This window comes from Flavimarina sp. Hel_I_48 (assembly GCF_000733945.1).
Taxonomy (GTDB): Bacteria; Bacteroidota; Bacteroidia; order Flavobacteriales; family Flavobacteriaceae; genus Leeuwenhoekiella.
Genome location: NZ_JPOL01000002.1, coordinates 10,001 through 33,374, shown reverse-complemented (window position 1 = coordinate 33,374; position 23,374 = coordinate 10,001). Strand labels below are relative to the sequence as shown.

Annotated in this window: 19 protein-coding genes, 2 tRNA genes, 2 rRNA genes and 1 pseudogene (1 of these 24 only partly in view); 20 read left to right on the top strand and 4 right to left on the bottom strand. The window is 35.3% G+C overall.

Features of this window, described 5'->3' with window-relative positions:
* Positions 1-23: 23 nt before the first annotated feature.
* The 11 genes from P162_RS00540 to P162_RS00490 all read left to right on the top strand — a co-directional run bounded on the left by P162_RS00540 (position 24) and on the right by P162_RS00490 (position 11,394).
* Positions 24-1,349, top strand: coding sequence for a flippase (locus tag P162_RS00540; protein ID WP_164076161.1), 1,326 nt, complete (start codon positions 24-26; stop codon positions 1,347-1,349).
* Positions 1,346-2,458, top strand: coding sequence for a UDP-galactopyranose mutase (glf, locus tag P162_RS00535; protein ID WP_031425176.1), 1,113 nt, complete (start codon positions 1,346-1,348; stop codon positions 2,456-2,458). Before P162_RS00540 ends, glf begins: the two co-directional genes overlap by 4 nt.
* 19 nt (positions 2,459-2,477) lie before the next feature.
* Positions 2,478-3,236: a glycosyltransferase family 2 protein gene (locus P162_RS00530; protein ID WP_051907703.1), complete on the top strand. Its 759-nt coding sequence runs from the start codon at positions 2,478-2,480 to the stop codon at positions 3,234-3,236.
* 241 nt (positions 3,237-3,477) lie between these two features.
* The gene (locus tag P162_RS00525) at positions 3,478-4,692 is read left to right on the top strand and encodes a hypothetical protein (protein ID WP_164076159.1); all 1,215 of its coding nucleotides are present in this window, start codon (positions 3,478-3,480) and stop codon (positions 4,690-4,692) included.
* Positions 4,693-4,715: 23 nt separating this feature from the next.
* Positions 4,716-5,681, top strand: coding sequence for a glycosyltransferase family 2 protein (locus P162_RS00520; RefSeq protein WP_031425170.1), 966 nt, complete (start codon positions 4,716-4,718; stop codon positions 5,679-5,681).
* Position 5,682: 1 nt separating this feature from the next.
* Positions 5,683-6,594: a glycosyltransferase family 2 protein gene (locus tag P162_RS00515; RefSeq protein ID WP_031425168.1), complete on the top strand. Its 912-nt coding sequence runs from the start codon at positions 5,683-5,685 to the stop codon at positions 6,592-6,594.
* Positions 6,595-6,730: 136 nt separating this feature from the next.
* The gene (locus P162_RS00510; protein ID WP_031425167.1) at positions 6,731-7,801 is read left to right on the top strand and encodes a glycosyltransferase; all 1,071 of its coding nucleotides are present in this window, start codon (positions 6,731-6,733) and stop codon (positions 7,799-7,801) included.
* Positions 7,802-7,906: 105 nt separating this feature from the next.
* Positions 7,907-8,350 (top strand): glycosyltransferase, encoded by a 444-nt coding sequence (locus P162_RS00505; RefSeq protein ID WP_031425166.1) that lies wholly within the window; start codon positions 7,907-7,909, stop codon positions 8,348-8,350.
* Positions 8,347-8,829, top strand: coding sequence for a glycosyltransferase (locus tag P162_RS00500; RefSeq protein WP_031425165.1), 483 nt, complete (start codon positions 8,347-8,349; stop codon positions 8,827-8,829). Before P162_RS00505 ends, P162_RS00500 begins: the two co-directional genes overlap by 4 nt.
* Positions 8,830-8,964: 135 nt before the next feature.
* Positions 8,965-10,416, top strand: a complete 1,452-nt coding sequence (locus tag P162_RS00495; RefSeq protein WP_031425164.1) for an MBOAT family O-acyltransferase — start codon at positions 8,965-8,967, stop codon at positions 10,414-10,416.
* Positions 10,417-10,419: 3 nt separating this feature from the next.
* On the top strand, positions 10,420-11,394 hold the full coding sequence (locus P162_RS00490) for a hypothetical protein (RefSeq protein ID WP_031425162.1): 975 nt from the start codon (positions 10,420-10,422) through the stop codon (positions 11,392-11,394).
* 7 nt (positions 11,395-11,401) lie between these two features.
* Here the strand turns inward: P162_RS00490 and P162_RS00485 are convergent, their stop codons facing one another.
* Genes P162_RS00485 through P162_RS00475 form a run of 3 tightly spaced genes read right to left on the bottom strand, consistent with a single transcriptional unit; the run spans position 11,402 to position 14,541 of the window.
* A complete protein-coding gene (locus tag P162_RS00485; RefSeq protein ID WP_051907702.1) occupies positions 11,402-12,922 on the bottom strand; it encodes a glycosyl hydrolase family 28-related protein in 1,521 nt (506 codons plus the stop codon).
* A complete protein-coding gene (locus P162_RS00480) occupies positions 12,922-14,040 on the bottom strand; it encodes a hypothetical protein (RefSeq protein ID WP_051907701.1) in 1,119 nt (372 codons plus the stop codon). Before P162_RS00480 ends, P162_RS00485 begins: the two co-directional genes overlap by 1 nt.
* A 3-nt stretch (positions 14,041-14,043) precedes the next feature.
* Complete coding sequence (locus P162_RS00475; RefSeq protein WP_031425157.1) at positions 14,044-14,541, bottom strand: T9SS type A sorting domain-containing protein; 498 nt, start codon at positions 14,539-14,541, stop codon at positions 14,044-14,046.
* Positions 14,542-15,086: 545 nt separating this feature from the next.
* Between P162_RS00475 and P162_RS18035 the strand changes: the two are divergent.
* From P162_RS18035 to P162_RS00450, 5 genes and pseudogenes are all read left to right on the top strand, one after another.
* Positions 15,087-15,152, top strand: a pseudogene (locus P162_RS18035) (hypothetical protein); the annotation flags it as partial.
* Between the two features lie 596 nt (positions 15,153-15,748).
* Positions 15,749-16,207, top strand: a complete 459-nt coding sequence (locus P162_RS00465) for a DUF4442 domain-containing protein (RefSeq protein ID WP_031425154.1) — start codon at positions 15,749-15,751, stop codon at positions 16,205-16,207.
* A 96-nt stretch (positions 16,208-16,303) separates the two neighbouring features.
* Positions 16,304-17,068: a creatininase family protein gene (locus P162_RS00460; protein WP_031425151.1), complete on the top strand. Its 765-nt coding sequence runs from the start codon at positions 16,304-16,306 to the stop codon at positions 17,066-17,068.
* Between the two features lie 112 nt (positions 17,069-17,180).
* Positions 17,181-17,981 carry a TIGR00266 family protein gene (locus P162_RS00455; protein ID WP_031425149.1) on the top strand — a complete coding sequence of 267 codons (801 nt, stop codon included), beginning with the start codon at positions 17,181-17,183 and terminating at the stop codon, positions 17,979-17,981.
* Between the two features lie 132 nt (positions 17,982-18,113).
* Complete coding sequence (locus tag P162_RS00450) at positions 18,114-18,317, top strand: hypothetical protein (protein WP_031425148.1); 204 nt, start codon at positions 18,114-18,116, stop codon at positions 18,315-18,317.
* 70 nt (positions 18,318-18,387) lie between these two features.
* Here the strand turns inward: P162_RS00450 and P162_RS00445 are convergent, their stop codons facing one another.
* Positions 18,388-19,338, bottom strand: a complete 951-nt coding sequence (locus tag P162_RS00445) for a LysR family transcriptional regulator (RefSeq protein WP_031425146.1) — start codon at positions 19,336-19,338, stop codon at positions 18,388-18,390.
* Between the two features lie 1,039 nt (positions 19,339-20,377).
* Here P162_RS00445 and P162_RS00440 point away from each other — a divergent pair.
* The 4 genes from P162_RS00440 to P162_RS00425 form a co-directional block, all read left to right on the top strand.
* Positions 20,378-21,903 (top strand): 16S ribosomal RNA (locus tag P162_RS00440).
* 154 nt (positions 21,904-22,057) lie between these two features.
* Positions 22,058-22,131, top strand: a tRNA-Ile gene (locus P162_RS00435).
* 143 nt (positions 22,132-22,274) lie between these two features.
* A tRNA-Ala gene (locus P162_RS00430) sits at positions 22,275-22,348 on the top strand.
* A 267-nt stretch (positions 22,349-22,615) separates the two neighbouring features.
* A 23S ribosomal RNA gene (locus P162_RS00425) occupies positions 22,616-23,374 on the top strand; it runs 2,068 nt beyond the window's last position.
* Together the 16S and 23S rRNA genes with 2 tRNA genes alongside form the textbook arrangement of a ribosomal RNA operon.

The following is a 23,374-nucleotide window of genomic DNA, read 5'->3' as shown; positions in this document are numbered from 1 at the left end:
AAATTGTAATAGTATTTTCTTTGTTGAAATTAAATAAATCCCACAGGCAGTTAACGAAGAACTTTGTCTCCTTAACAGTTGTTCAGATAGCAAACTATATGCTACCGTTAATTTCGGTACCCATTATAGTAAGAATAATTGGTCCTGATAAATATGGAACTATAAACTTTGCGGCTGCTTTCGTCACATATTTTACTTTACTAATAAATTATGGGTTTGAATATACTGCAACGCGAAAAATTGCGAAAGATCCTGATAATGTAGATAACAGGAATACAATTATAAGCGAAGTGTTTTTTACTCAGTGCTTACTTTTTATAGTTGCAGCAGTAGTGTGCATTATTTTTTTATATACAGTGCCTACTCTCCGAGAGGAAAAACTTATTATATCCTATTCTTTTTTAATCTGTATTGGTGCCCTTTTTACGCAAAATTGGTTATTTCAGGCCATGCAGGATCTATCAAAAATTGCAATACTTAACTTTATAAGTAAACTGGTTTTTACAGGGCTAATTTTGATAATCATTAAGGAAAAGGAAGATTATATCTGGCAGCCTTTATTAATAAGTTTAATTCAAATAGCCGTAGGAATTATTTCGTTTGTTTGGGCTTTTAAACGTTATCATGTCAAACTTTACTTAGTCCCATTAAAACGTTGTTTAAATGTATTAAAAGAAGAAAAGATGATATTTTTTTCTTTGGTAGTAATTAGTTTATATACAACAACAAATACCTTTATTCTAGGTTTATATCAAAATGCTGAACAGGTAGGATATTATACTGCTGGTCAACGGCTGATTGTAATAGCACAATCAGTATTAACCATTCCATTAGCACAAGCATTTTATCCTTATATAGGGAAGTCTTTTGGGGAAAATTTTCAAAAAGGCATCACGATCACGAATAAGCTTATTCCCCTTATATTACTTTTTACAGGTTGCGCTGCTCTGGGAATGTTTTTTCTCGGGCCTTATATAATTACTATTTTTTATGGCGAAGAGTTTGAGGCCGCCATTACCGTGTTTCAAATATTAGCTTTTATTCCGCTACTGATTGCATTAAGCAACGTTTTTGGTATTCAAATAATGATGAATTTAGGAATGGATAAGGCTTTTTTTAATATAACCGCTGGTGGAGCAATTTTAAGTATTACCCTAAATATCCTTTTTATAAAAGAGTGGGGATATATTGGTACCACACTAAACTGGTTGATAACAGAAATTTTTATTGTAATAACTATGTATTTATTCCTAAGAAAAAAAAATATACATCCTGTCAATTTCAGTTATTTCAAGCTTTCTGTAATTAGTAAAGGTTTTTATGAAATAATAAACAGATTTCAAAAATGAGTAAAAAATTTTTAATTGTAGGTGCAGGTTTTTCTGGAGCTGTTATGGCTGAGCGTTTAAGCCGGACAATGGAGTGTAAAATCTTAGTAATTGATGAACGAAAACATATAGGAGGTAACTGCCATACAGAGAGAGACAAAGCGACAAATATAATGCTACATACCTACGGCCCACATATCTTTAATACTTCCAATAAAGTGGTATGGGATTATATTCAACAATTCAGCGAATTTATACCTTATATAAACAGGGTTAAAGCCGTTTATAGAGAAGAGGTATATTCCTTGCCAATTAATTTACATACGATTAACCAGTTTTTTGGAAAAACTCTAAACCCGGATGAGGCCAAAGAATTTATCCTTTCCAAAAGTGATGATAGTATTATTGATCCAAAAAACTTTGAAGAACAGGCCCTCAAATTTATAGGACAAGATTTGTACCATGCTTTTTTTTATGGCTATACTAAGAAACAATGGGGGTGTGAGCCCAGTGAGCTACCTGCATCCATTTTAAAGAGGTTGCCTGTACGTTTCAATTATAATGATAATTACTATTCATCCACTTATCAGGGAATTCCAAAAGAGGGCTATACCAAAATTTTTGAGAAAATGCTAGACCATCCCAACATAGAGGTGAAACTCGAGACAAAATTTGATGATACTTTTGATGTAACTACCTTTGATAAGATTATCTATACAGGTCCTATTGACGCTTTTTTTAATTATAAGCATGGGCGGTTGAGTTATCGTACGGTCTTTTTTGAAAGAGGAGAAAAAACTGGTGATTATCAGGGGAATCCAGTAATCAATTATACCGATAATAATGTATCCTATACACGTATACATGAGCATAAACATTTTACTCCATGGGAAGAGCATAATAAAACTGTTTATTTTAAAGAATACAGTAAAGAGACTGAGTCAGGAGATATACCTTATTATCCAAAACGTTTGCCAGATGATTTGGAAAAATTAGAAAAATACCAAGAGGAGGTGAAATACTTAACTAATTATACTTTTTTAGGTCGTCTGGCTACCTATCGATATATGGATATGCATCATGTAATCAACGATGCCTTGGAAGCTTTTGAAGAATTCAATAGAAAGTAAAATATTTTAAGTAAAGAATATGGATAATATTGTAGCTGTAGTAGTAACGTTTAACAGACTTTCTCTTTTACAGGAATGTATTAAATGTTTACGTAATCAAACCAAAATTATCAACCAGCTTATTGTCATTAATAACGGTTCTACTGATGGTACGGCTCAATGGCTGCAAGTTCAAGAAGATATTTACACTATTTCACAGGAAAATTTAGGTGGTGCCGGTGGCTTTCATAGGGGTATTAAAGAAGCTTATGAGAATGAGTATGACTGGGTATGGGTAATGGATGATGATGCTTTCCCTAATGAAGATTGTTTAGAGAAGCTTCTTTTAGCCTCAGGGAAAATACAAAACGATCATATAGTTTTAGCTCCCGTTATTGTTGAGGGAAATAAAATTGACAGTTTGCACCGTGGATATATAGGCCTTACAAAAATTCAATATCCCTTACAAACACCTGTTGATGATGTAAGCTTCAACTCACAAGAAAATCCATTAGAAATTTCATTTGCATCTTTTATAGGCATGTTCCTTTCTAAAAAGGTTATAGAGAGTACTGGTTTTCCCAAGCACGAGTATTTTATTTTTCATGATGATGTTGAATATTCTATCCGCATTACGAAATCAGGAAATTCAATTTACTTAGTTAAGGATGCTATCATTTATCATAAAACACAAATTTCTGATGCAATTGAGGCGTATAATGATTATCAGAAAATAAAAATTATAAAAAAAACTGGTCAGAAAAACTTAGTTATAGGAGAAATAAATATGCTGATATAAATAAAGGTGATCTTCTTAGCTTTATTGGGAAAAGAAATTGGCTATATACAAATATGGTACATAATGGCTTTAGCTTAGATTTATTTTTATATATAATAAAAGATTATTATAAAAGTCTCTCTTATGTGCTTCTATCAAAATCCCATAATTTAAAACTTTTTAAATTATATAATCAAGTGTATTATCAAGGTATTACAGGGAAGTTTAATAATGATAAGATTTTAAGTTAAAGCGTTTGATGTTGGAAAAATCTATAGTCAAGGATGGCTTTATATTCGTATTAATTTTATGTTCATTATTGTTCTTCTCGGCAAAATTTGCAATGAGCGGCATATTAAAGAATTTTGCATATGCATATATGCTATTCGCCGTTATATTATCATTACCTTATTTTTTTAGATATTCCAAAGGTTATGTTTTTCCAATTCAAATTATATGCGTAAGTATTTTAATGTCAATCTTTATGTCATTTATAAATTGGGATCAGGATCTTGGTGATAGTTTATCTGCAGTACCATATTTAATATGGTTTGTGTTCTTCTATCTCATGCGTATTAGATATCCGATTTATAAGATAGAAAATATGATTCTTATTTTTGGATGTTTATATATTATTTTTTTTACTTTTCAATTTCTTCATAGTGGTCAAGTATATTTTGGATATCGTGATGAATTTAGAGTTGATAGAGGGGTGGTACGTATTAATTTTCCGGGGGCTGGTGTCTTTTTTTTAGGGTATTTAATAGCATTAATAAAATCAAAAAAAGGTGAAAAATACAGATTGCTTTATATTTTATTTTTGATAACGGGAGTTGTGGTAACGATTTTACAAGTGACAAGACAGAGTATTGCTCTGTTAATTCTTATCACGTTATATCATTATACAAAAAAAGCACAGATGCCAAAACGTATTGTAATACTTTCAATATCTTCACTCAGTTTACTATTTGTATTCAATTCGGATAATTCAATAGCTAAAGGTCTGCTTGATAAACAGAAGGAAACGCAACAAACTTCAGTAGAAAAAAATATACGTGTTTTGGCCGGTGAATATTTTTTATCTGATTTCTCTCCTAATCTTATAAGTCAAATTTTCGGCAACGGTGTTCCTAATTACAACTCATCCTTAGGAATAAAAATGGAAAGATTAAAAAGCAATCAAGGATATTACTTATCAGATGTTGGAATTATTGGGTTTTATGTTATGTTTGGGATTATGGCCGTAATAGGATATCTTTTAATTTTTATAAAGAGTATCGTCATAAAAATACCAGAAAAATACTGTTATCTAAAATACTATGTTTGGTATTTATTAGCGACATGTTTGACATCCGATTCTATATATTCAACCAATTTCCTAATCAGTAATATTTTGTCGCTTTATTGCTTACAAAGAATTTTTATTATAAAAAGAACCATAGGATATCCTATTTTGAGATTTACAAAAAGCTTTTAAATAAAAATTATAGTCTAATAAAAATGAATAATTTAAATCAGATTTATTTCTCAATAGGTATTCCTGCCTATAAGGGAGAATATTTACAAGAATGTATTGAAAGTATTTTAAGTCAAAACTATAAAAACTTTGAGCTCATTATAATTAACGACTGCTCACCAGATCCTATAGATACCATAGTAAGGGAATTTAATGATCCGAGGATAAACTATTTTCTTAATGAACAAAATATAGGAGGAAAGGATTTAGTACTTAATTGGAACAAATGCCTTAGTAAAGCGAGTGGGAATTATTTTATACTTATGGGCGATGATGATAAAATGGAGCCTGATTATCTTCAAGAATTTAAAAAACTCATACTTAAATATCCTGATCTTGCTATCTATCATTGCAGGTCCATTATAATTGACGAAAATTCTAAACCAATTATGCTTACACCATCCTGTCCAGAATTTGAGACTGTTTATGAGAATATATGGCACAGGCGATTCGGAGATAGAATTCAGTTTATTTCAGATTTTGTGTATAAAACAAGTACGCTTAAAGCGATGGGTGGTTTTTACAACTTACCTATGGCATGGGCCTCTGATGATATTAGTGCATTTAGAGCAATGCAGGAGAAGGGTATAGCACACACTAATAAACCTTTACTTAATTATCGAAAGCACCCCAAGACACTTTCTAATAGTGGAAATATACTTTTAAAAATGAATGCGATCATGCTGCAAATAAAGTGGTTTAAATCTTTTTTAGCTGATACGCCTACATGCCCTTTAGATCAAATTACTCACAGTTATATCTGTAGACATTTACCCAAAAATTTTCAGAAGCAGAAACTTATGACCATTAAAGAAAGTATGAATAATGGATTATTAAAAAGAATGTTTTTATGGTTTAGGAAAAGGAAAATATATAAAATTACGACGCAAGAAATCATTTACGCTATGTTATTAAATGTAAAAACTGCTTTCGTTAATAAGAAATATTAAAATGAACAGTATTGCTGTATGCATCCCGACTTATAAAAGAATACAGGGTCTAAAAAAATTATTACAAAGTATAAACAATTGTGAGATAGACCAATCGCTAATCGAGGAGTTGCATATTGTTATTGTTGATAATGATATCAAGAACTCAGCCTTTAATTTAGTGTCTAATTTGGCTAAGAATGAACTAAATGATCTTGATCTTTCTTATTTCCATTATCCAACAAAAGGTTTAGCTAAAGTAAGAAATGAATTATTAAGGAGAGCCTTTGAAAAATCACCTGACTTTATTGTTTTTATTGATGATGATGAGTTTGCAGAACCAAAATGGCTTAATGAATTAGTATTGACTATACTTAATAATCAAGCTGATTTAGTAATGGGTCCTGTTTTGCCTGTATTTGAACGAGCAATCCCTAATTACATTTCAAAATGGTTTTATAGGAAAAGTCATAAGAATAATGAACGACTGGATTATATTAGATCAGGAAATTTAGTCATTAGAACACAAACCTTAAAGAATCTTAATATATGGTTTGATTCACGTTTTGACGATATGGGTGGAGAGGATTCTTATTTTGGAAAAAAAATGTCAAAAAATGGTGCTTTGATTTATTGGTCAGCAAATGCTGTGACTTATGAGACAACCTCAAGTGAAAGAGCCAGATTGTCGTGGATCCTTAAAAGGAAGTTTAGAGGAGCTTTTATTTTTACCTATATTTTAAAAATTGAAAATGAGTTCTTGATGTTATTCAAGAAGATATGCATTAGCTTAATTTATTTATTTGTAGGACTAGTTACTTCATTAATTGCTTTACTGCCAATTCGTGAGAGGTTTTGGGGAATAATGAAATTAAGCGAAGCTTTAGGAGCCCTCTCTTCATTATTTAGCCCTACTTATAAAGCCTATGACTAAGTTTTCAATTAATTTAAATATTAGTTTATGAGCCTATATTTACTATAGGTATTGGTTTTAAGTCTTTAAAAAAGCAATAACTCAAAAGAAAATTACATAGTAAAAAGTTTTATAATTACATATATAATTTGCCACAATGACATTTTTAGTATATACGACACTAACTGAATGGATTGAACCACCAAGATCAAGACATCAAGTTACAAATGAGTTGAAGAAAAATGGAACAGTTTATTTCGTTGAGAAAAGTCGTAAAGGTACTTTGCATATTGAAATAAAAAAGGTGGATGAAAATGTTTATAGAATTATCCCTTACTTTCCAATAGACTATCGAATAAGATATAGAACGCCTTTTCTAAATGAATATTATCATACCTGGCTCATAAAGAAAATTCAAAAAATTAATCTTGATTTTGATATTGTAATTTCATTTGATCACACATCTTATCTTCTAAAAAATCACTACAGTAATCTTATTTATTACTGCGGCGATGATTTTATAGGTAACTCAAAAATTAAGTTTTTCTTGATAAATTGGTATCACTTGTATATCGAAAGAAAGCTAATAAAAGCTGCTAAATTATGTACTGTGACTTCCAGATTTTTGCTCAACAAGCTTTCTAAGATAAATTCCAATACACATATCGTTCCTCTTGGAGCCCCTGATCCTCCCTCGAATGCTAAATTCAAAAAGAGTTTTAATGAGTTACCTGTTTTGGGACTAGTCGCTTTTATAAATAACAGAATACCATTAGATTTGTTAGATGAATTACTGAAAAAATTGAAAATAATATTTATAGGCCCAGCAGATACCGCAATATTAAAACGATATGAATTAACAGAAAACGCAGAATTTGTTGGCATAAAAAAAAGTGATGAATTGCAGAAAAGTTTGAATGAAATCGACGTTTGTATCGCTCCTTATTCCGAAATCACAATTAATAAAGGACTAACACCAAATAAATTATGGCTTTATTTATCTTGTGGTAAACCAACTGTTGTAACAGATGTACCCAATATTAAAGATTGGTCTTTTGAAGAAAAAGTGGTGTATAAATCCTCTAATGAAAACTTTTACGAAAATTGTTTATTAGCACATAAAGAAAATAATCCCATTCTATTTCAAAAAAGAATTTCAGCTGCGAAAATAAATTCATGGGAACACAAAGTTGAAGAGATATTAAAGTTGTATGAAGCAAGTAAGTAAATGATAAATTGAGATTTATTGCATGAAAACACACTCGCAATTAGGAATACGATGTGGAGTATTTTATTATATAAGAGACGATACATTTTATTTATTCAATAACATATGAAAATTTTAGCATTAGCTTCTGCAGGGGGCCACTGGATACAACTTCTTCGATTAGCACCTGCATTTGAAAAGCATGAAGTAATATTTGTATCAACTAAACCTAAATTTGCGGAAACTGTAAAGGATTTTGAGTTCTATTGTATCCCCGATACTAATAGAAATGACAAATCAGGAATACTAATGGGTATTGTAAAGATTTTTAGGCTGGTATTAAAGGTAAAACCTGACGTTGTTATTACCACAGGTGCAGCTCCGGGTTTAATTGGTCTGGTAGCAGCTAAATGTATTGGATCTAAAACAATATGGGTGGATAGTATTGCCAATGTGGAGAAGTTTTCGCTTAGCGGTAGAATTGCCCAAAAATTTTCAGATCGTGTATATACCCAATGGCCAGAATTAGCTAATGAAAAATCAATCTTTGAAGGTAACGTTTTAATATGATATTTGTAACAATAGGTACGCAAGAACCGTTCGATCGGCTTATAAAAGCTGTCGATGAAATCGCATATTTGATTCCGGATGAAGATTTTTTTGTTCAAGGTTTTCTCAAGGATTATAAACCAAAGTATTTTAAAACAGTAGATTTTATAAATCCTAAAGAATTTAATTTTCAGTTTGAAAAGGCTGATTTGATTATAGCACACGCAGGGATGGGTACCGTAATTTCGGCCTTGTTAAAAAGTAAACCTCTCGTCATCATGCCTAGATTATTAAAATATTCAGAGCATAGAAACGAACATCAGTTGGCCACGGCTGAAAAATTGAAAACTTTAAATTATGTGCATGTTGCTGACAACGAAAAGATGTTAAAGGACATAGTTTTGGAAAGTTTCAAAAAAAAGTTAATACCACTCTATCAGATAGGGGATTATGCATCTAAAAGTCTATTGCTTTCGATAGAACAGTTTATAGACTCATAATCATTGTTTTCAATATTTTAGTTAGACAACCTATTGATAAGTAATTTTATGCGAGTTTTTTATTATTTCTAAGCGCATGTATCTGTTTAATAGAAGGATTAAATAGAGCCCCACACCTAATCCATAGATTTATCAATGCTTTTTAATTCATTCGATTTCGCGATTTTTCTACCAATAGTATTTTTCTTATACTGGTTTATAGTGAATAAGAACTTAAAATCTCAAAACTTGCTTATTGTAGTAGCGAGCTATTTTTTTTATGGTTGGTGGGATTGGAGGTTTCTTTTTCTGATTTTTTTTAGTACTACTGTAGATTATTCGGTGGGATGGGGGTTAAGGGGAACTACAAAAGACCTAACTAAAAAGATTTATTTATGGATAAGTATTTTAGTGAATTTAGGTTTATTAGGATTCTTCAAATATTATAATTTTTTTCTCGATAATTTTATTTCAGCCTTTTCTTTCTTTGGAACAGCCTTTCATAGTGATTCCTTAAAAATCATTTTGCCGGTAGGAATTAGCTTCTATACATTTCAGACAATGAGCTATACCATTGATATCTATAGGGATAAGCTTGAGCCGACAAAAGACTTTATTTCTTTTGCAGCATTTGTAAGTTTTTTCCCCCAATTAGTTGCGGGGCCTATAGAGAGAGCATCTAATTTATTACCACAAATTCTGAGTAAAAGAAAGTTTGATTATGAACTGGCCATGCAGGGCGTATATCAAATTTTATGGGGACTCTTTAAAAAGATGATTATTGCTGATAACGCGGCCGAATTGGTTAATATAATTTTTGCTTCAGATTCATACACTGGAAGTAGGCTTGCCGTAGGTGCGGTTCTTTTTGCATTTCAAATCTATGGGGATTTTTCGGGCTATTCTGATATCGCAATAGGCGTATCCAAGCTATTTGGTATAAAGTTGATGACCAATTTTTCATATCCGTATTTTTCGCGAGATATGGCTGAATTTTGGAGACGTTGGCATATTTCACTTTCTACATGGTTTAGGGATTACTTGTATATCCCTTTAGGAGGGAGTCATGGTGGGATGGCCATAAAAATAAGAAATACATTTATAATTTTTATAGTGAGCGGGTTCTGGCATGGTGCGAATTGGACCTTTATAATATGGGGATTTTTAAATGCTCTATATTTTCTACCCTTACTTTTATTCAATAAGAACAGAACAAATATTCTTATTGCCGCTAGCACTAGTAATTTCCCTTCAATAAAAGAAGTGATACAGATAATTACAACTTTTTTCTTTACTGTTATAGCTTGGGTTTTTTTCAGGTCCCCATCAGTGTTTTATGCTTTCGATTATTTGAGTAGAATGTTTAGTAAGTCCTTATTTACTATTCCTAAACTGGAGCATGGTTTGCAGAATACAAATTTGATTTTGATAGTATTATTTATTGGTATTCTTGTTTTAGTGGAATGGTTTCATAGAAGAAATGAATTTGTTTTTGAGAAATTACATCTTACTAATATGTATTTTCAGTTAGGTATTATAATTTGTTTTACGGCACTGTTTTTCCTCTTCACCGGTAACCAACAAGATTTTATTTACTTTCAATTTTAAATTATGCATCGATTCATAAAAAAAATAATCTTGTTCTCTTTATGCATTTTTGGAGTTCTCACAGCTCTAATTTTTCTGCAACCACTATTGTATAGGCTTTTTCCCAGTGATTTTGATAGGCATGTGGTTCTAGAGGACTACTTTAAAAAACTTGATGATAAAGGAGAAGTAATAATATTCGGCGACAGTAGATCTATGTTTGGTGTAGATTCTAGGATAGTTAAAGATCAACTGAAAATAGCAGGACAGGCTTATAACCTTTCTTCGGTAAGTCAAGATTTTTATGAATCCAGTTATTATTACAGTAGAGTCAAAAAAGAGACTAAACTAGTTGTACAATGTATTAGCGCCCCTATTTTATTTAACAATTCAACACAAAGTCTACCGGATAGTAAAGCCATCTCAATGTATTTAAGCGGATATAGGATTAATAAAGAAACCAAACATCTTATTCCAAACTACAATAAATCTTTTGATCATTCAAGCATTGCTAATTACTATAGTTCCAGATCGTATTTCAAAACGTATGTCCATAATTTTCTCAGACCAATATTTGACGATGAAGTTTATAAGGAATCAAACCGCCACAGTAAATTCTTTCCTCATTACTATACACAAGATAAACTTCCAAATTATTCAAAATATGTATTTCATAACTGCCAAGGCTATGATTTAAAACAGCCCAGTACAAATAGGAGATCTTTTATACAGAAAGCGGCGGGATACTTCAATGATAGAAATATAGAATATGTTCTGGTTTTGATGCCGGTAAATCCAGACGTATGCCCTAATACTAAAGTTTTTGAAAAATTCGCTACAGATCTTCGGCAGATAGATAATCTCATGGTTATTGATCTATCTAGCCTTTTAGAATCCAGATATTTTTATGATCGTACTCATGCTAATAAAATGGGGGCGAAGGTTATTTCTGACGAATTAGGTAAAAAATTAAAAATGATGAAATTAAAATTACAGTAGTTTTGAATTAATTGTAATTAAAATCTATTGTAGGTACTAATTGATCATTTTTATTCCACCTGATTTCTGCCGGAATAGTATATTGCCCTAAATTAAATTCTGGACCTACAGCGGGCCAAGGTAAAGATTTGAAGAACTTAGGTTTGGTCTTGAGATACAAAGAATTAGGTGTGCGGACCCCATTTTTTTTATCTAGAAAACCTTCCCTGTTTTGATTGTTAACGGTCCATGTTTCGTGTGTATTATCTGATATATTAATACTTCCATTTAAAAACTCGTTTCCTATAACATTTTGGTAATGGGACTGATCCTGAATCACTATATCATTATCTTCTATTCGATTTCTAAAAAAAGTATTACCTGGACCTGAGGGACCCCAAAAGTCGCCTATAGCAATTTTCTGGACGATATTTCCTTCAAACAAATTCATTAATCCATAATGACCATGCATCGCTATGTCGTTACGATTTCCATTAGGTTCGAGACTATAATTGTACGCAAAAACATTTCCGATCGCGCCTTCCTTCGCTAAAAAAGAATGTCTTAAATGATAGAAAATATTATTTTCTACTAAGCAACCAGTGGAGTGAACGGCAATATTTATACCGTATCCATGTCCACCTCCCCCGTAATTATATGCGTGATGAAGATAAGATTCTCTAATTTCTATATTTAAAGATCTTATTAATTGAATATGACCTTTTTGTGAGTATGCACTTTCAATATTCCTAATCCAACAATTTGCCGCATAATCCATTCTAATACTGTACTCTTCGCCTTTATCTATCCTAATTAATTTAAAGTTCTCAATACCTGCATCCGTTAGCATTTTACAACTCCGTGCTCTTATATTAAGTGTAGGGGAAAAGTTATAATCCAACGGATAAGCAATGTTCATTTTATTTCCATTAATATTTATAATTCTAGCCATCTGACCCACTGACTCTTCGGCCCAAGATACATTCCATTCTTCTTTTGTGTACATAAGGGAAGGGTCATTGTCCTGAAAAATTTCAATATAATCTTTTTTGTAGAATAGTGTAGGATCTTGAACAGTAATTGTAATTGAACCTTTATTATATCCAGAGATTATGGGGGTGGTGGAACTCCTATCCCATGAGCTAAACCAAAAACTTGGTTTAGCGGTACCATTTAAATCGAATTTCAAAATGGTCTCACTGCTGGACGCTCCTCGTATAACAATTCCGCTCTTTAAATTGATAGATGTATTAAATAAATAAGTTCCTGACGGAAATAGAAGTACTGTGCCAAAATTTGAAGAATTTATTAAATTTTGTATGATTTTAGAATTATCAAATATACTATCACCTCTAGCACCTTTAGTTGTAACGTCAATTTTGTTTAAATAATTGGGAATAGAATTCTCCACGCCACAAACACTCCAGTCTATTTGATTATCCTCCGGACTTATTAGTTTGGTAGATTCTTTTGGACTAATGCCATAATAATTTTGAGCAACTGAATTTCTGCAAAAAATAATAATAAATAGGAATAGCAGATATTTCATTATAGCACAATATAAGAGTTAGCCTCAGTTTTTCTTAATATTCCACCAGTATAAGCCTCATCATTCCCTATATTTTCTTCTCCAGAATCTACACCATTGATGGAAACACCTGAAGCACCTTTTATGGTTAAAGTAATACCGTGTACTTCCAGATTAATAGCATCGCCCACTTTCATTTCTTCAAAATCTTTTGTGATTGTCAATACAGAAGAATTACTACAAACAATGGTGTTACCAATATCACCAGGATCAAGTTCGCGTGGAGAGGAGATTATAGTAACCTGAGGTTTTTTAATATAAAAAGAATCTATGTTACCTAATAAACTGTTTTTTATACTATCTACCTGACTTTTGGTATATATTTGAGGAGTATTAAAAAGTGCATTATAATCTCCTGAAAAATCATCAGAATCGTCAGAATCCCACGATTCAAATGAAATGCTATTGCCTCCAGAAATATTAAGTATTTTCTCCTGTAGATTCAGTGACTGCATGTAATCCTTAGCCTGCACTCTTTTTGCATCAAAAATGCTATCTACCTGAGCAACCGTGTAGAGGTAGGGAACATGAACCAAATCTCTATAATCTCCAGAGAAATCGTCATTTACATTTTTATCCCAGCCGCTAAAAGCAGCTTCCTCCCCATTAATATCCAGATCGCTATAATGATCCAGATCGCTTATTTGGCTTTCACTTATAGTTCCAGTAAGGGTCATGGCTTTTTTTGCCTGTATGGCATAGGGAACACTTAATATTTCACTGACTCCGGTAATACTATAATTAGATCCACCATTAAGATCAATTTGCGTTTCTATAAAGTAAGGCCCCTGAGACCAATCTATAGTGGAAAAACTTCCTCCAGTCTCAGAACCAGTACCTATGATTAGGCTTGCAAGGCCATTTTTATTGGTGAGGGCCTGGTGGGTTTCTTCAAAAACGATATTTCCAGTAGCGCTTGCTTTCCGTATTAAAATCTTTATACCCACACTAGCTTCTATGACCAGACTATTATCAGCGGAGCGAATCACCGCCTGATAACTCATTTTATCCGGAGTTTGTGCAACAAGGTCTATTACCGAAATAAACAGGGTAAATAGAAAGATACTAATTTTATTCATGATTTAAGTTTTGATAACTTTTATGATTTTAAGGGTAACGTCATGATCCAATACCTTAAGTAAATACGTTGCAGGTTGTAAATAGCCCAGAGCAATGGTGGTTGTTGACTGATGAAAATAATTTTTTGTTATCAAGCGCCCTTGCATATCGTATAACTGATAGGAAACGTCTTCCATATTCCTATATTTCATGGTAAGTGTTAGCACGTCTATCACAGGATTTGGGTACGCAGCAATCTGCAGCACGCCTACATTCTCAATAATTTTTAATGTGTATATTTCTTCTATGGCAGCTTGCTGGACTCCTTCCTGCATCTGCATCATATCATTTTCAAAAGAAGTATAACCCATTTGTCCAGCGGTAAAAGAGGCTGAACCTCCTGTACCAGAAGCCTCACCCCCAGAAGGTGCAATTGAATTTAAAAGTTGCTCTTGGGATAATAGCGAGTAACTGCACAGGAATAAAATCAGGAATACTAAAAGTATGCGTTTTGACTGCATAAAAAGGATCAATTCGTTTGGGGTATATCAACTGGTTGTCTAAAACAAAAGTTAATATTTGGCTAAAATAAATATAAATATCGATTAAACAACAATAAGTAACGTTAAAGTGTAATAATTTTTAGAAACATCATACTATTTATATAATGATCTGGAGATTTAAGAGAGTTCTTATCAAGAACGATGACAAAGAGATCAATTTTTACAGCTTTAGAAACTTGAAGGGTATACCTTATATAGGTAATTGCTCAGATAGGACAAAAGACAATTTTAAAAGAAATTTGGAAGCGGCTGAAAAATAAGTACCGAACGAAAAGTAAAGAGGGGGAGATAAAGTGTAGAAAATAAGCCTGAAATGAGGATTTTTTACACAAACCTATTAACTATGTTAGAAAATATTAAGGAGTGTGGAAAAGCGTATATAGGAATATAAAATTAGTGGAAAGAAGTAAGGTTAGAATTAAACTGATAACTTACTTCTACAGTATCATTAATCCCTTTTTCAATGTTTAAAAAGCAAATGCCCAGTCTTCTTCCATTATGCATCAGTACGAAACTTCCAGGATAATCTTCATGATATATTTTGGTACAATTTTGAAAGGCATGATTAAGCTCTTCACTATCTTCAGATAACTTTAGATTGTCCATAAGAACTTTCCATAGAAAATCATTCTCATAAATAGCACCTTCTTCTTTTAAAATGAAACGCGTTAAAAGTGCTTCATCGGCCTCCTCATTGCTTTCCGGATTAGATACCAAATTTTGCCACAAACTATAAAAAGCATGCATCATATCCTTTCGTAAAGTACCAAAGGATAGCCCTTTAACGCGTCTAGCTTCCTGCTGTTGCGCATTAGTTGCTTTATAAATATCAAGGGAGGCCCGCTTGACATCTAAATGGTAACTTCGGGATACTTGGTATTCTATTGCAAATTTACGCGAATATTCTTGCATATTTTATCATTAATAAGGTTCAAATATACGATAAATACGATAAAAAGCACAAGATTATTGGTATTGTATATTATAATTCAATTTATTGAAGTTCTAATCTTATAAAACTGTTCTGTTGTAGTTATCAATCCATTGTCGCGAGATTTAGATAAAATAATGCATGTAGAAATATATTGAATTGATGATGTATTTTATATTTTTAGATTAATATTCAATTTACATACCAGTAGTTGAGTTTTAAAAATAATTTAGTATGTCTCTTTCCGTACAAAAGTTCAATAACTTCCTACTTTTTAAACTCCCTTCCGCATATTTATGCGGCGTACGGGTTAAAGCATTTACCGCAGACAACTGTATGACTACCGTAAAACAAAGATGGATCAATCAAAATCCATTCAATTCCATGTTTTGGGCAGTACAGGGAATGGCAGCGGAATTAAGTACGGGAATCTTGGTCATGAGCGAAATTAAACGTAGCGATCAAAAGATAAGTATGCTTGTTATTAGCAACAAAGCCTCATTCGTGAAAAAAGCGACTGGACGAATCGTATTTACCTGTTCAACCGCTAAAGATGTAAAAGCTGCTATTCAGCAAACCTTGCGCACAGGTGAAGGGCAGACCTTTTGGATGCAATCTAGAGGGGTAGATGAGGCTGGCGATGTGGTAAGCACATTTGATTTTGAATGGACTGTAAAAGCAAAACTTCAGTAAGACGGAATTCGCAGAATTCAATCTAATCTAATTTAATCTAAGCTAAGCAAACTCTTAGATTTGTAAATACTTTAAAATTTTATTAGCCATTTATATATGATACGCCCATACATTTTAGAAGAAACCAATTGGAAGCATCTTAAAGATGCAGAAGTAGACCTTGTCATTCTTCCCTGGGGAGCTACAGAAGCCCATAATTATCATCTTCCTTATGGTACAGATAATTTTGAGGGAAAGGCCATTGCCGAAGAATCTGCAAGAATTGCATGGGAAGCTGGCGCTAAGGTTATGGTATTGCCGGGAATTCCATTTGGTGTCAATACAGGACAAGCTGATATTTTTCTTGATATAAATCTCAACCCCAGCACGCAGGCAGCCATTTTAAAAGATATACTCCAGGTACTTCACCGGCAGGGGGTAAAAAAATTCATGATATTAAATAGTCATGGAGGTAATAACTGGAAATCTATTATGCGCGAGTTGGGCTTGCAATATCCTGAACTTTTTCTATGTGTGACCCATTGGTTTAAAGCAATGGATAAAACGGAATATTTCGAAAATAAAGGAGATCATGCTGATGAGATGGAAACTAGTCTGGTTATGCATTTAAGACCAGAACTTGTTCTGCCAAAAGAAGAATGGGGGGTCGGCACAGAAAAAAGAAACAAAATTAAAGCATTCACTGAAGATTGGGCATGGACTGAACGTCCCTGGTCTAAAATTTCTGAAGATACAGGAGTTGGCAATCCAAAGGCTTCCAGTAGCGAAAAGGGGGAACGCTTTTTCAAGGCTGTTTGTGAAAAAATGGCAAAATTAATGGTTGAGCTTGCAAAAGCTGATGTAAACGAGCTTTATGAATAACCAAAACAAGCCAGTTCCCTTTTAAATTGCCTAAAAAATGACCATTTATGTAACAAAAACCAATAAAAGGCTACATATAATCGTTTAGTCATTTATTTTAAAACCTACCCTTATGAACGCACATGAAATAGATTACAGAATTGTAGGAGAGGAAATGCAATATGTAGAGATTGAACTAGATCCCCAGGAGGGCGTTATTGCCGAAGCAGGGACGTTCATGATGATGGAAAATGGCATCAGGATGGAAACCATTTTTGGAGATGGTTCTAAAAATGATTCCAGTTTGATGGGTAAGATATTTGGGGCGGGTAAAAGACTCCTTACAGGGGAGAGTATGTTCATGACTGTTTTTTACAACGATATTATAGGGAAGAAGAAAGTGAGTTTTGCCGCCCCTTATCCTGGAAAAATAATCCCCATCGATCTAACTAAGAGCGGGGGACGCTTTATTTGCCAGAAAGATGCTTTTTTATGTGCAGCAAAAGGGGTGAGTATAGGTATTGAATTTTCCCGTCGGTTAGGCCGCGGACTTTTTGGAGGTGAAGGTTTTATCATGCAGCGACTGGAGGGGGATGGAATGGCTTTTGTTCATGCCGGGGGTACGACTATGAAAAAAGAGTTGGGTATGGGGGAGAAGATAAAAGTAGATACAGGCTGTATTATTGGCTTTGATCATACCATTAAATATGATATTGAATTTGTGGGAGGTATAAAGAATACAATTTTTGGTGGGGAAGGCGTTTTTTTTGCCAGTCTAACAGGCCCAGGTACAGTTTATATTCAGTCCTTACCTTTTAGCCGATTAGCGGGTCGTGTTTGGGCGTCAGCACCTAAGATGGGTGGAAAAGATAGGGGTGAGGGTAGTTTATTAGGTGGTTTAGGTGATTTATTGGACGGTGACAATCGTTTTTAAAATACGCCGGAAAATGTGTTAAATTAATAAAAATTTAAACTTGATTATTCAGCCGAATATTTAACTTTATTACTTAAAGAAATTGCTATTGTTCAAAACTACTTTAACCAAACTGAATAAATATTCTAACCCATGGCTAGAGCAATATTTGAATACACCAAAACTGTATTGAAAAAAGTAAGCTTTGATTATTCTTTATTTTGTAAAGAATTGAAAAAAGCGGCTGCAAGATTACTTCCTTTTGAAATTGAAGAACTCCGGATTTGGATTCTGAACCTGGCAGAGACACAGCCAGAATTGGGTGACAGTTTACTATATCTAAACCCGTCAAAGTAACTTTGCATCTTTAGTTGATTTAAAATAAACTAATCATCACTATTCTATTTTTGAAATCTACTGACAATAACTAGTTTTTATTCTTTTCCATTCTTGGACTTATAATATCAACATTTTGAAACGTTATTGCCCCTTTTACAATACCCGCTATAGTTGTTTTTAATACTTCGATAATCTGTATTTTAAGACCGCTTTTGTGATATAAAAGGCTTACTTCCCTGGCAGGTACGGGCTTTTCAAAATGATGTAAGTAACGTTTTTCTATTTCTTTAACTTCAAGCGTTTGTAGATAGGGTAGGAGTGTCATACCCAGTCCTTCATTAGCCAACTTGATCAATGTTTCAAAACTTCCACTTTCCAATGAAAAATGATCATCCATTTCTTTTCTATAAGCTTTACAAAGATTTATCACACCATCCCTAAAGCAGTGTCCATCCTCAAGTAACAACATGTCATTTAAGTCAAGATCACTATTTTTTAGATCTTTTCTACCATATAATCGGTGATTTTCAGGAATATAAGCTACAAATGGCTCGTAATATAAAGGACGTTCTATAATTTGATCTACTTGTAAAGGTGTTGCTGCTATGGCAGCATCGAGATGTCCATCTTCTAATTTGGCCAAGATAGTCTCAGTAGGAAGTTCCTCTATCTTTAATTTGACTTTGGGATATTTTTTAATAAAGGTTTTCAAAAACATAGGTAGCAAGGTGGGCATAACCGTAGGAATTACCCCAATTTTAAATTGCCCGCCTATAAAGCCTTTTTGTTGATCTACTATATCTGTAATTCGATTGGACTCATTAACAATATTTCTAGCCTGATCCACAATCTTCTTACCTATTTCTGTTAGTTCAATAGGTTTTTTTCCCCGGTCAAAAATAAGGATGTCCAGTTCGTCTTCCAATTTTTGGATTTGCATACTTAACGTGGGCTGCGTTACAAAAACACGTTCTGCAGCTTTAGTGAAGTTCTTGTTTTCGGCTACAGCCAGTACGTACTTTAATTGTGTAATGGTCATTATACTAATTTTAACCGCAAAAATAGATGCTAAATTTAGAAGAGTACATTTATTTTTATAAATATTACGCTTGGCTATGGTTCATATACGGTGAAGTCCTTAGTAAGGGTTAAGGATGCAGTTTGGGTATATTAGTTTATACATAATATATGAAGGTCTATTTACAAGAGCTTCCAGGCGAATTTATCCATACAGTATGCCTATAAAAACAGCTAATCTTTAAGTATAGCAGTAAGACACATACAATTTTGATGTTCAAGTTTGTTTAACTACAATTTAGAAGAAAGGAAATACTTAAGTGCGGTCTGTATTTAATGGCAGATATATTTCCTTTTAAAATTTAGGATTACATTATATAACTATGGGTTTATCTTTAGAATTTTGATTCGCATGTGGTATTAGTAAAAGAGATTTTATTTTTATTTGAGTATAAAGAATTGACTTTCAGAAATTAAAGTTTTTTTAGTGAAAATAATTCCAAAAAGCACTTGCAGATAGGCAAAATGGATGTACATTTGCGCTCCCGAAAATAGGAAACTAATTAACGGGAACGTTCTTTAACAAAGCAGTAATAGATAGGGTTAAATACTTTTTATTTGCTAAAAGGTATCACGAAAAAAAAACTTTTAAATTAAAGTTTAAAAGTTTTGTAGATCAAAAAAGAGTCTTATCTTTGCCTTCCGGCTCAATTAAAAAAGAACTGGAATTAACCAAAAAAAATAATTAAAATTTTATTTGGTTTGTAAATAAAAAAGGTTGTATATTTGCAGCCGCTTTCACACGCACTGTGAGGGCAACAAAGACAAGCATGACCGCTTTAAAGGGTGGTAATTTGGAAAGGGTCTCGAAGCCCTCCATGCGGCAAGAGTGGGATCTTCATTGGTCCCGGTTCATTGAAATATTGAATTGACAACGCGTGAACCTCTTCATTGAGGGGAACGAATTAGGAAAAACATTAACGACCATTTTTGAGCAAACCGTCGCCCTTGGGCGATGGGGAACCGACAATCCCTGCATCGTGGATAGTATATAAGACACTACGATGAAGAGTTTGATCCTGGCTCAGGATGAACGCTAGCGGCAGGCCTAACACATGCAAGTCGGACGGTAACAGGGGGGCTTGCTCCCGCTGACGAGTGGCGCACGGGTGAGTAACGCGTATAGCACCTACCTTATAGTAGGGGATAGCCCAGGGAAACTTGGATTAATACCCTATGGCACCTTTCTGGCACATGCCTAGGAGGTTAAAGATTTATCGCTATAAGATGGCTATGCGTCCCATTAGCTTGTTGGTAAGGTAACGGCTTACCAAGGCATCGATGGGTAGGGGTCCTGAGAGGGAGATCCCCCACACTGGTACTGAGACACGGACCAGACTCCTACGGGAGGCAGCAGTGAGGAATATTGGACAATGGGCGGAGGCCTGATCCAGCCATGCCGCGTGCAGGAAGACGGCCCTACGGGTTGTAAACTGCTTTTGTACGGGAAGAATAAGGACCACGTGTGGTCCGATGACGGTACCGTAAGAATAAGCACCGGCTAACTCCGTGCCAGCAGCCGCGGTAATACGGAGGGTGCAAGCGTTATCCGGAATCATTGGGTTTAAAGGGTCCGTAGGTGGACCTTTAAGTCAGTGGTGAAATTCTGCGGCTCAACCGCAGAACTGCCATTGAAACTGAAGGTCTTGAATTGTTGTGAAGTAGCTGGAATATGTGGTGTAGCGGTGAAATGCATAGATATCACATAGAACACCGATTGCGAAGGCAGGCTACTAACAATATATTGACACTGAGGGACGAAAGCGTGGGGAGCGAACAGGATTAGATACCCTGGTAGTCCACGCCGTAAACGATGGTTACTAGCTGTCCGGCCCGATTGAGGGCTGGGTGGCCAAGCGAAAGTGATAAGTAACCCACCTGGGGAGTACGTTCGCAAGAATGAAACTCAAAGGAATTGACGGGGGCCCGCACAAGCGGTGGAGCATGTGGTTTAATTCGATGATACGCGAGGAACCTTACCAGGGCTTAAATGCAGTCTGACAGGGGTGGAAACACCCTTTTCTTCGGACAGATTGCAAGGTGCTGCATGGTTGTCGTCAGCTCGTGCCGTGAGGTGTCAGGTTAAGTCCTATAACGAGCGCAACCCCTGTGGTTAGTTGCCAGCGAGTAATGTCGGGAACTCTAGCCAGACTGCCGGTGCAAACCGTGAGGAAGGTGGGGATGACGTCAAATCATCACGGCCCTTACGTCCTGGGCCACACACGTGCTACAATGGTAGGGACAGAGAGCAGCCACTTCGCAAGAAGGAGCGAATCTATAAACCCTATCACAGTTCGGATCGGGGTCTGCAACTCGACCCCGTGAAGCTGGAATCGCTAGTAATCGCATATCAGCCATGATGCGGTGAATACGTTCCCGGGCCTTGTACACACCGCCCGTCAAGCCATGGAAGCTGGGGGTACCTGAAGTCCGTCACCGCAAGGAGCGGCCTAGGGTAAGACCGGTAACTGGGGCTAAGTCGTAACAAGGTAGCCGTACCGGAAGGTGCGGCTGGAACACCTCCTTTCTAGAGCTTCCCCGCCATTGGCGGGAAAGACACGGCGCAGGGGTATTGTTGTTCCCATAGCCAAGACGGTCGCTGATTTTTTTCCGTTGTCAATTCAAGATATTATTCGGGAGGATGGCCCTTTTCAAGGGGCCACTCCACCGATTAATGGGACAGTCTCATAGCTCAGCTGGTTAGAGCGCTACACTGATAATGTAGAGGTCGGCAGTTCGAGTCTGCCTGAGACTACTTTGTGCCTTAGGGTGCGGGAGGTCGAGGGTAATTTTACCGAGACACAAGTTCATATATAAATACTGAAGGAAATTTTAGAGGTTGGGTAGCCGTTATAAGTACTGTTAACTGATAACTGGTTGACAATTTACTATTATAATGGGGGATTAGCTCAGCTGGCTAGAGCGCCTGCCTTGCACGCAGGAGGTCATCGGTTCGACTCCGATATTCTCCACTCCCCACCTGACCTCCCCCAAGGGGAGGGACAAAACAGGTGGATCCTTTATCCCCCCTTCGGGGGCTAGGGGGAAACGTTCATTGACATATTGGGAAATAATTTAAGAATACGAGAGAAACAAATGCAAGTGGGCATTTACCTTACGTGACATGGCTTGCCATGTTAGTTATGGGGAGGTGCCCGCTGAAATTATAGATAGAACTCATTAGAATACGAATACAAAAGGCCAGGTTAATACCTGTGCCCTTGAAAGAGCAATTAGTACAATAAGCTAAACAAGGGCGTATGGGGATGCCTAGGCTCTCAGAGGCGATGAAGGACGTGATAAGCTGCGAAAAGCTGCGGGGATTGGCACATACAAGTTGATCCGCAGATATCCGAATGGGGCAACCCAGCATACTGAAGGTATGTTACCCGCAAGGGGGCAAACCCGGGGAACTGAAACATCTAAGTACCCGGAGGAAGAGAAAACAACAGTGATTCCGGTAGTAGCGGCGAGCGAAACCGGACTAGCCCAAACCGGGCGGCTCACGGGCCGTCCGGGGTTGTAGGACCACAACATTCAATACAGACAGAACTGGAAGCCGTTGGAAAGCGGTGCCATAGACGGTGACAGCCCGGTACAGGCAAAGAATGTAACGATAGTGGTATCCTGAGTAGTGCGGGGCACGAGAAACCCTGTATGAATCAAGCGGGACCATCCGCTAAGGCTAAATACTCCTGAGAGACCGATAGTGAACCAGTACCGTGAGGGAAAGGTGAAAAGAACCCCGAACAGGGGAGTGAAATAGACCCTGAAACCATACGCCTACAAGCGGTCGGAGCCATAATGGTGACGGCGTGCCTTTTGCATAATGAGCCTACGAGTTACTTGATCCAGCAAGGTTAAGGTCTTAAGGACCGGAGCCGTAGCGAAAGCGAGTCTGAACAGGGCGACAGAGTTGGGTCGAGTAGACGCGAAACCGTGTGATCTACCCTTGGGCAGGTTGAAGCTGTGGTAACACATAGTGGAGGACCGAACCC